6 protein-coding genes are annotated in these 9,713 nt (G+C 71.0%); 5 read left to right on the forward strand and 1 reads right to left on the reverse strand.

Translation table 11 applies throughout. The features are described 5' to 3' along the window. Positions 1-1,673, reverse strand: a 1,673-nt coding sequence (locus AB0J52_RS15480; protein ID WP_500182241.1) for a hypothetical protein, incomplete at its 3' end; no start/stop codon positions are given. 124 nt (positions 1,674-1,797) lie between these two features. Between AB0J52_RS15480 and AB0J52_RS15485 the strand changes: the two genes are divergently transcribed. The 5 genes from AB0J52_RS15485 to AB0J52_RS15505 all read left to right on the forward strand — a co-directional run. Further along, entirely contained in the window at positions 1,798-2,610 is an 813-nt protein-coding gene (locus AB0J52_RS15485; RefSeq protein WP_500182242.1) for a TIGR03089 family protein, read from the forward strand. Positions 2,611-2,670: 60 nt separating this feature from the next. Next, positions 2,671-4,125, forward strand: a complete 1,455-nt coding sequence (locus tag AB0J52_RS15490) for an LCP family protein (RefSeq protein ID WP_500182243.1) — start codon at positions 2,671-2,673, stop codon at positions 4,123-4,125. Between the two features lie 115 nt (positions 4,126-4,240). Beyond that, positions 4,241-5,386 carry an acyltransferase family protein gene (locus AB0J52_RS15495; protein WP_500182244.1) on the forward strand — a complete coding sequence of 382 codons (1,146 nt, stop codon included), beginning with the start codon at positions 4,241-4,243 and terminating at the stop codon, positions 5,384-5,386. Between the two features lie 60 nt (positions 5,387-5,446). After that, on the forward strand, positions 5,447-8,941 hold the full coding sequence (locus AB0J52_RS15500; protein WP_500182245.1) for a CDP-glycerol glycerophosphotransferase family protein: 3,495 nt from the start codon (positions 5,447-5,449) through the stop codon (positions 8,939-8,941). A gap of 207 nt (positions 8,942-9,148) precedes the next feature. After that, positions 9,149-9,713, forward strand: a 565-nt coding sequence (locus AB0J52_RS15505) for a CDP-alcohol phosphatidyltransferase family protein (RefSeq protein WP_500182246.1), incomplete at its 3' end; no start/stop codon positions are given.

Consider the following 9,713-nt stretch of genomic DNA (forward strand, 5'->3'; position numbering starts at 1 on the left):
GGGACGCCGAGCACCGCGCACGACAGCAGCGCGGCGAGCGCGGTCGGGCGGCGGCCGTACCCGGTGCGGCGGATCCGGCGGACGAGCCACGCCGCCGCCCACACCGCGAGCAGCAGCAGCCCCGGCAGGACGACCGCGATCAGCCGCCGGGCCGCCCACGGGTGGTCCGGGGTGATCCCCGGGCGGTACAGCACCAGCAGGGACGTCCAGACGACCACGCCGTACGGCAGCAGCCACTCGGGGGTGCGCCGCCGCAGCAGCCGCCGGACCAGCAGCGCCGCGCCGAACGTCGCGGCGAGCAGCGCGGGCACCCCGATGTACCAGATCACCCAGTGCATGGACAGCTCGGAGTACTGCCGGGCGCCGTCCAGCGGCAGGTGGTTGATCCGCTGGACCTCCTCGATGAAGTGCGCGTTCTGCGCGTCGTCGGGGTTCGCCGGCGGCCGCCGGACGGTCTGGTACCAGGGCCGGGCGACCAGCAGCGCGACGACGAGCAGGGTGAGCCAGGCGGCCAGGTCGGGGATCGGGCCGCGCGCGGCGGAGGCGGCCAGCGCCCGCAGCCGCGGCCCGGTGCGCTCCCACCGCAGCAGGACGACCAGGACCGCGGTCAGCGCGACGAGCGCGACCGTCATCGCGAGCAGCGGCACGAGCGAGGCGTGCAGGTAGACCAGGTAGGGCCGGGACAGCAGGAAGCCCTCGACGAGGCCGAGCGCGACCCCGGCGGTGAGGCCGAGCGCGAGCGGGACGCCGGTGCGGCGGCGGCGCGCGATCAGCAGCCCGGCGAACACCACCACGGGCAGGACGTCACGGAGCCCGTCGATCCGGACCAGGACGATCAGCCCGAGCATGCCGCCCGCGAGGAACGCCTTGGCGCGCGCGGAGCTCGGCATCAGCCGCCAGTACCGGCCGGTGCGGCGCGGCTCGTCCACGGCCTGGGCGCGCACGTCGTAGAGCATCGCGAGGCCGCCGAACAGCAGCACCATCGCGGGCAGCTCGCTGTAGGTGGACCGCGACACCCAGATCATCGGCAGCGTCAGCGCGAGCAGCAGCGCCCCGGCGGGGGCCCAGCGCGGCCCGACCAGCCGGGCGACCAGGCCGCCGAAGGCGAGCACGGCGGCCGCGCCGAGCACCGGGGCCATCAGCAGCATCGCCCGGACGCCCCCGACCCAGCCGCCGAACGACAGCACCAGCGGCAGCCCGGCCATGAACTGCGGGTCGATGTCGTCGCCGACCTGGTAGAAGGCCAGCGAGCCGAAGCCGAGCGCGCGGTCGCCGCCGCCGAACGCGGCGCGGTCCTGCGGGATCGGCAGCGAGCCGTGGTCGTTCAGCCAGAGCGCGAACTGCACGTAGGACGCGGGGTCGCGGCGGACGATGATCTGCTCGGAGCACATCGCGACCTGGACGGCCAGGAAGGCCAGCGCCACCGCGAGCACGCCGAGGGTGGACCAGCGCGGGACCGACCCGAGGGGCCCCGGCCGCGGCTCGCCGCCGGCGCGCGGGGCGTCCCGCAGGCCGAGCCACAGCACCACGGCCGCGACCGGCACGAACAGTGCGAACGCCGGGCCGAGGTCGAAGACGCCCCCGAGCAGCAACGGCGCGGACACCGTCAGCCACGCCACCAGCAGAAGGGCGGGTGCGACGGTGATGCGGGCGAGCAGCCGCCCCGCGCTCATCGGTGGGTTTCCCGGACGTCCATCGAAGCGGAGCGTATCGGCATCGCCCCGCGGGCGAAGCCGCGCGACACCGCAGGCACCCGAGGTCAGCGGGATCGGCGGGCGAGGCCGTACGCTCCGTGGCATGACGGCTCCCAAGATCGCGACCGATCCCGCCGGTCTGCTCCGCGCGCGCGTGGAGTCCGACCCGTCCCGGCCCTTTGTCACTTTCTACGACGACGCGAGGGGCGAGCGCGTCGAGCTCTCGGCGCGCGTCTTCGACAACTGGGTGGCGAAGACCGCCAACTTCCTCGTGGACGGCCTCGGCGCGCAGCCGGGCGACAAGGTCGTGCTGGCGCTGCCGGAGCACTGGCAGACGCTGGTGTGGCTGATGGCGTCCTGGTCCGCCGGGCTGCACGTCCATCTGGGCGACCCCGGCGAGGTGGACGGCCCCTACCTGCTGGCGGTGGCCGAGGAGGCGCTCGGCGAGGTGGACGACACCCAGGCCGACGAGGTGGTCGGGCTGTCGCTGCACGCGCTGGGCGGCCCGATGGCGGACGTGCCGCCGGGCGTCACCGACTACGCGGTGGAGGTCCGTGCGCACGGCGACCGCTTCCGGCCGGAGCGGTCCTATGCCGACGACCCGCTGCTGACTGTGACAAAGACCACATACGCGGGGGCGGATCTGGTCACCGAGGCGCGGACGTCCGCTGCGGAGTGGGCCTTGGACGCGCGGGACCGCCTGTTGGTTCACGTGCCCCTCGCCACCTCCCGAGGGGTTCTGATCACCCTGTTGGCACCGCTAGCCTCAGGATCTTCCGTCATAATCCAACGAAACTTTGACAAAGCGTCGCTAGATCGGCGTTTGACCCGGGAGCATGTGACCGCAGTGGCCGGAGTCCCGGCCGGAACCGCCGCACCGAATGCCGGATCCGGACCCGTTCGACGGCTCGACTGACCTAGTCTCTGACTGATTCCGCGACCCCCAAGGGCGGGCCCGACCCCCATCACGGAGCCGATGAACGACAACCCCATGTACATGGAGTACGTCGACGACGCCGACTCACCGGAGCCGGCGCGCCGACGCGGCTGGCGCATCCTCGGCTGGGTGTGCATCGGCCTCTCGGCGGTGATGGTCGTCGGCTCGCTGACGACGTACGGGATCTACCGGAAGATGTTCGGCAACATCGCGCACGAGGACACCAACGCCCTCGTCGGCCCCAACCGGCCGAAGAAGCTGAACAACGCGATGAACATCCTGCTGCTCGGGTCCGACAGCCGCGCGGGCGCGAACGCCGTCTACGGCCGCAGCATGAAGAACGAGGCGCCGCGCTCGGACACGATCATCCTGCTGCACCTGTCGCCGGGCGGCTCCGGGGCCTTCGGGGTCAGCTTCCCCCGTGACCTCATGGTGCCGATCCCGTCCTGCAAGAAGCCGGGCGGCGGCAACGTCATGACCCCCGCCCAGAGCAAGGCGCAGATCAACTCGGCCTACACGCTCGCCGGGCCGTCCTGCACGGTCAAGACCATCGAGAGCCTGACGAACCTGCGGATCGACCACTTCATGGAGGTCAACTTCGTCGGGTTCAAGTCGATCACCAACGCGATCGGCGGCGTGCCGGTCTGCCTGCCCAAGCGGGTGGACGACCCCAAGTCGAAGCTGCACCTGGCCGCGGGCAAGCACACGATCAAGGGCGACCAGGCGCTCGCCTACGTGCGCGTCCGGCACGGCCTCGGCGACGGCTCGGACCTCGGCCGCATCAAGCGGCAGCAGAAGTTCATGGGCGCGCTCGCCAACAAGGCGATGAGCGCGGGCGTGCTCAGCAACCCGGACAAGCTGCTGAAGCTGATCAACGCGGGCACCAAGTCGCTGAAGACCGACAGCGATCTCACCGGGCCCACGATGATGAAGATCGGCTCGGGCATGCAGGGCATGACGTCCGGCAAGCTGCGCTTCATCACCGTCCCCTGGGGGCCGGACCCGGCCGACCCGAACCGGGTCGTGCTGAGCCAGCCCAGCGCCGACAACTTCTTCAACGCGATGCGCAACGACCGCTCGGTGCCGGACGAGAAGAAGCCGGCCGCGGGCGGCGCGCCGAAGATCCCGGCGTCCCAGGTCAAGGTCCGCGTCTACAACGCCAGCGGCATCATGGGGCAGGCCGGCCGCGTCGCCGGGGCGCTGCGCGAGCAGGGCTTCCAGGTCGAGGTCGGCGGCAACCGCACGCCGATCACCTCGACCACCAGGGTCCAGTACGGCCCGGGCGCCGACCAGCAGGCCAAGACCCTCGCCGCGCTGATGCCGGGCGCGCCCGCCCCGACCCCCGCGACGACCGGCGCGCTGTCCGGCATGGTCGACCTGGTGATCGGCACCAACTGGACCAGCACCAGCCTCAAGACCGGAAAGTCCGGCGGCCCGATCCCCAAGCAGCAGGGCGAGATCAAGGCCAACGACAACATCTGCGACGGCAACTAGCCGCGCACCCCCGCGGAGGCCGGGGCCGTTCCCCGGCACCGGCTTCGGCTCCGGCCGCACCGAGCCGGGCCCCGGCCTCCGCGACCGCCGAAGTCCCGACCCCCGCCGAGGACCCATGACCTACACCGGCACCCCTCCCGCGTCCCTGACCCCGCAGCGCCCCCCGCGCCCGGCGGGCCCCCCGGGAGAGGTCCCGGCGCCACCACCGGTCACGGACGGGAACGTTCCACTCACTCCGGGCGACAAGCCGCGCAAGCAGCGCGACCCGTTCTTCGACAACGCCAAGTTCATGGCGATCCTGCTCGTCGTCATGGGCCACTGCCTGGCGCAGCTCGGGGACGTCCCGCTGGCCAAGACGCTGTACCTGGCCATCTACATGTTCCACATGCCGCTGTTCATCGTGATCACCGGCTACTTCTCCCGGAACTGGACGTTCTCGGCGGGCCGCACCCGCAAGCTGATCACGTCCGTGGGCGTGCCCTACGTGATCTTCCAGACCGCCTACACGCTCTTCGACTGGTCGGTCGGCCGGCACAAGCTCGAGATCAGCCTGCTCGACCCGTACTTCCTGACCTGGTTCCTGTGCGCGCTGTTCCTCTGGCGGCTGTCCACGCCGGTCTGGCAGCAGGTCCGCTGGCCGGTGGCCGTCGCCGTCGGGTTCTCGCTGCTGTCGTACATGTCCGACCTCGGCGACACCCTCGACCTGCACCGGGTGATCGGGCTGCTGCCGTTCTACGTGCTCGGCCTGTCGCTCAAGCCCGAGCACTTCGAGTACCTCAAGAAGCCGGTCGCCCGGCCGATCGGCGCGGCCCTGCTGATCGGCGCGGTCGGCGTCGCCTGGTTCGCCCGCACCAAGATGGACCTGAACTGGCTGTACTGGAAGGACCCGCACAGCGACTTCGGCGTCAGCAACATCACCGGATCGGTCATGCGGCTGGCGATGATGGCCTGCGCCTTCACCCTGATCGCCGCCTACCTCACGCTCGTCCCGAGGCGGCGGACCTGGTTCACCAAACTGGGCGCGACCACGCTGTACGCCTATCTGCTGCACGGCTTGCTCACCCGGTTCCTCGGGTACATGGGCTGGTGGGACACGTCGTGGCTGCACACGGTCCCCGGTGTGATCGGCGTGCTGGCCGCGGCCTGCGCGGTGGGCACGTTCCTGTGCTCCGCACCCGTCGTCCGGTGCTTCCGGTGGGCCATGGAACCGAAGCTCGACTGGGCTTTCCGAAGAACACGCACAAAAACACGCGTCGGATAACCTGCACAATGCCGGATCCGAATCCGGGTCCGGCCTCCTCTTACCAGCCGTTGGAGTATCGTGTCACCGCTGTTGAGCGTCGTCGTGCCGTTCTACAACGTCGAGGCGTACCTGGAGCCCTGCCTGGAGTCGCTGGCCCGGCAGACGCTGAGCGACCTCGAAGTGATCATGGTGGACGACGGGTCGACCGACTCCAGCGCCACGATCGCCAAGAACTTCGCCGAGCGGGACGGCCGGTTCCGGCTCGTCCAGCAGCACAACCAGGGCCTCGGCCCGGCGCGGAACGCGGGCGTGCCCCACTCGGCCGGCAAGTACCTGGCGTTCGCCGACAGCGACGACATCATCCCCCGGTACGCCTACGAGCTGATGGTGGCCTCGCTGGAGGAGACCGGGTCCGACCTGGCCTGCGGCGGCGTCCGCCGGTTCGGTGTGAACGGCCTGACCCAGTCGCCCATGCACCGCAAGATCTTCCAGATCGACCGCAAGGCGACCCACGTCCGCGAGTTCCCCGAGCTGCTGAACGACCGCACCGCCTGGAACAAGGTCTTCCGCCGCGCCTTCTGGGACCGGCACGCCTTCGCCTTCCCGGCCGGCCTCTACGAGGACATCCCGGTCACGATCCCCGCGCACGTCCTGGCGAGCAAGGTGGACGTGCTGCACGAGCCGGTGTACCACTGGCGCATCCGCGAGTCCGGGGCCCGCTCGATCACCCAGCGCCGCACCGAGCCCGGCAACCTCGCCGACCGGATGCGCTCGGTCACCGCCGCCTCGACCTTCCTCAGCACCAAGGCCCCGGACCTGAAGGACCGGTACGACGCCTTCGCGCTCGCCGACGACATCCGGATCTTCGTCAACGTCGTCGACCAGGGCGACGAGCAGTACCGCGAGACCTTCCTCGACCTGGTCAACGCCGTCCTGGACCAGATGGACCCGGCGGTCTACGAGAAGCTGCCCGCGATCGACCGGCTGAAGTTCCACGCCGTCCGGCAGCGGCTGATGCCCGAGCTCGTCGAGATCGTCTCGTTCGCCAAGAGCCACCCCGACCGGGGCAGCGCCATCCAGCGCCCCGGCCACCCGGGCAAGTGGTTCGGCGACTACCCCTTCCTCGGCGACCCGCGCTTCCCCGACCACCTCTACGAACTGCGGGACGAGCTGGAGCTCAAGACCGGCATCGACGAGATCGTCTGGCGCGACGGGCGGCTGCGGATCGAGGGGCACGCGTACGTCAACCGGCTGCACGCCCCGGAGGCGTCCGACTCGACCATCGAGATCGAGCTCCGCCGCCGGCGCCTGCTGGTCATGTCCAAGACGCTGCACCCGAAGGTCGAGCGCGTCCGCCGGCCGGACGTGACGGCCGAGAGCAAGCAGGCCACCGCCGACCTGTCCTGGTCCGGCTTCGCCTTCGAGGTGACCCCGGAGCAGCTCGGCTCCGGCGAGGGCACCTGGCACGTCTACGTCACCGTCACCACCCACGGCGTCAGCCGGCACGGCCGCCTCACCGGCCCGAAGGGCGCCGGCCTCTGGCCGCCGCTGCACGAGACCTCGCCCGGCCGGCTGATCAAGCCCAAGTACAGCCAGGCGGGCGAGCTGCTCATCGGGGTCCAGTCCGTCCGCGCGAAGGTCACCTCCATCCAGGTGGACGGCGCGCGGATCCACCTCACCGGCTGGGTCCGCCGCGAGGACGCGGCCTGCGTGACCAACGGCCACGTCGAGATCGCGCTGCGCCAGGGCATGGTCAAGGTCAAGCAGCCCGTCCGCAAGACCGGGACCGGCGAGGGCGGCCGGGTCGAGTTCGCCGCCGACCTGGACATCACCGAGCTCGCCGCGCAGACCGAGGCGGGCGACGCCGCCGAGACCGGCGACAGCATCGACTGGGACGTCTCGGTGCGCACCAAGGGCAGCAAGGTGCGGCTGGCGGTCGAGGCCGACCTGGTCGACCTGCGCGCGAACGTCGCCGGCCGCGAGTACGACGTCATCGCCACCAAGTACGGCAACCTCACCCTGGTCGAGCGCGCGCCGCGGCTGGTCGTCACCGGCACCCGCTGGCTGGACGGCAGCACGATCGAGCTCACCGGCTCCAGCGCCGACGAGCGCGCCCGGCCCGACCGGCTGGTCATGCGGATGCGCCGCTCCACGCTGACGCACGAGGTCCCGCTGAGCTGGGAGGGCCAGCGGTTCACCGCGCTGCTCGACGGCCGCACCGGCGGCCTGCCGCTGTCCAGCGGCCGCTGGGACCTGTACGCCCCCGGCGAGCGCGGCGACCTCACCGTCGGCATCGACCGGGCCGCGCGCCGCGAGCTGCCCGAGCCCCGCTTCGTCGGGATGCACGAGCTGGCGCTCAAGGGCCACCGGGGCGACCTGCTGCACCTGTTCGTGCGGCGCGCGCTCTCCGACGACGAGCGCGGCCCCTACGCCCAGCGCCGGATGCAGCGCGCCCTGTACGGCCCGGAGAACACCGCGCCGATCCGCGACCTGGTGGTGTTCGAGAGCTACTTCGGCAAGCAGTACTCCGACAACCCGCAGGCGATCTACGAGGAGATGGTCCGCCGCGACCTGCCCTTCGAGTACGCCTGGGGCAGCAACGACGGCCAGTTCACCGTCCCCGTCGGCGACGCCCGCACGGTGCTGCGCGGCTCGCGGGACTACCACGAGCTCGTCGCGTCGTCCCGGTTCATCATCGACAACTGCCTCAAGCCGTCCGGCTTCGCCAAGCGTCCAGGGCAGGTGTACGTCCAGACCTGGCACGGCACCCCGTACAAGCACATCGCCTACGACCTGGTGCGCAACGGCCGGATCGCGAGCAACACCACCAAGCTCAGCCGGTACGAGGAGGACGTCCCGCTCTGGGACCTGCTGATCTCCCCCAGCCCGCACGTCACCGGCATGCTGCGCCGCGCCTTCCGGTACGAGGGCGAGGTGCTGGAGGTCGGCTACCCGCGCAACGACATGCTGTTCGCGCCCGACCACGAGGAGCGCGCCCGGCGCGTCCGCGACCGGCTCGGCATCCCGCACGACCGGCCCGTGGCGCTGTACGTGCCGACCTGGCGCGAGGACATCTGGCTGACCGGCGGCCGGACCGCCGAGCTGGTGCTGCCCGCCGACCGGGTCGCCGCCGCGCTCGGCGACTCCTGGTCGCTGCTGGTCCGGCAGCACCACATGGTCGCCGACCGGACGGTCGGGATCGGCACCGGCGTCGTGGACGTCACCCGCTACCCCGACATCTCCGAGCTCTACCTGATCGCGGACGTGGTGATCACCGACTACTCGTCGGTCATGTTCGACTACGCCGCGACCGGCAAGCCGCTGCTGTTCTACGTCCCCGACCTGGACTTCTACCAGGACGAGCTGCGCGGAACCTACTTCGACCTGACCGCCGAGGCGCCCGGCCCGCTGCTGCGCGAGCCGGACGAGGTGGTGGAGGCGCTGCGCGACATCGACGCGACCAGCCGCCGGTACGCCGCCCCCTACTCGGCGTTCCGGGAGAAGTACTGCGCCATGGACGACGGGTTCGCGTCCGTCCGGGTGGTGGAGCACCTGCTGTCGCTGACGCGCTGATCATCGGGCGGCGGACCGCCCGCCGGCCCCCGGGCGTCCGGACGATTGTCCCGGACGCCCGAATGATCACTTCCCGGTGACGACTGGGCGACTTCGCGGAGTCCCGCGGGTGGTGGGCCGGTAGCATCAGGTGGCGCGGGGTTGCGACGTTTTTTCCGAGGCACGGGGACCGGCCTCGGCTCCATTTTCTCGAAAGGACAGCTCTCCATGGCGAACTTCACGCTCGATGACGTTCGGCAACGGACGTACAAAGCGCGTGACGCATGGTGGACGGTCTTGCTGGTCGATCCGCTCGCCTCGCGACTGGTCAAGTTCACTGCCAACAAGACCAACATCACTCCCAACCAGCTCACCGTCGGCGCGCTGATCCTCGGGCTCGGCGCGGGCGGCTGCTTCGCCGTGGGCACCTGGCCGATGCTGCTGGTCGGTGCGCTGCTCTACCACCTGTCGTTCACGCTCGACTGCATGGACGGCAAGATCGCGAGGCTGAAGGGCACCGGCTCGATCTTCGGCGCCTGGCTGGACTACATCTTCGACCGCGTCCGCGTGCTGGCCTGCGCCATCGCCCTGATGGGCGGGGCGTACGCGCGCACCGGCAACGTCGCCTACGTGTGGACCGCGATCGCCGTGGTGTTCCTGGACATGCTCCGGTACATGGACGCCCTGGAGATCTACAAGGTCCGCTCCCAGATGCGCAACAAGCTGCGCGACCTGGGCGCGCAGGCCGCCACCCTGGAGGCCGCCGCCCGCGCCGCGCGCGGCGAGACCCCGG

Source organism: Spirillospora sp. NPDC049652, assembly GCF_040675125.1.
Classification (GTDB): Bacteria; Actinomycetota; Actinomycetes; order Streptosporangiales; family Streptosporangiaceae; genus Spirillospora.

Excerpts from the sequence above, each read along its gene's own strand:
- AB0J52_RS15485 (WP_500182242.1), top strand. The coding sequence starts at position 1,798 with ATGACGGCTCCCAAGATCGCGACCGATCCCGCCGGTCTGCTCCGCGCG.
- AB0J52_RS15495 (WP_500182244.1), top strand. The coding sequence starts at position 4,241 with ATGACCTACACCGGCACCCCTCCCGCGTCCCTGACCCCGCAGCGCCCC.
- AB0J52_RS15490 (WP_500182243.1), top strand. The coding sequence starts at position 2,671 with ATGAACGACAACCCCATGTACATGGAGTACGTCGACGACGCCGACTCA.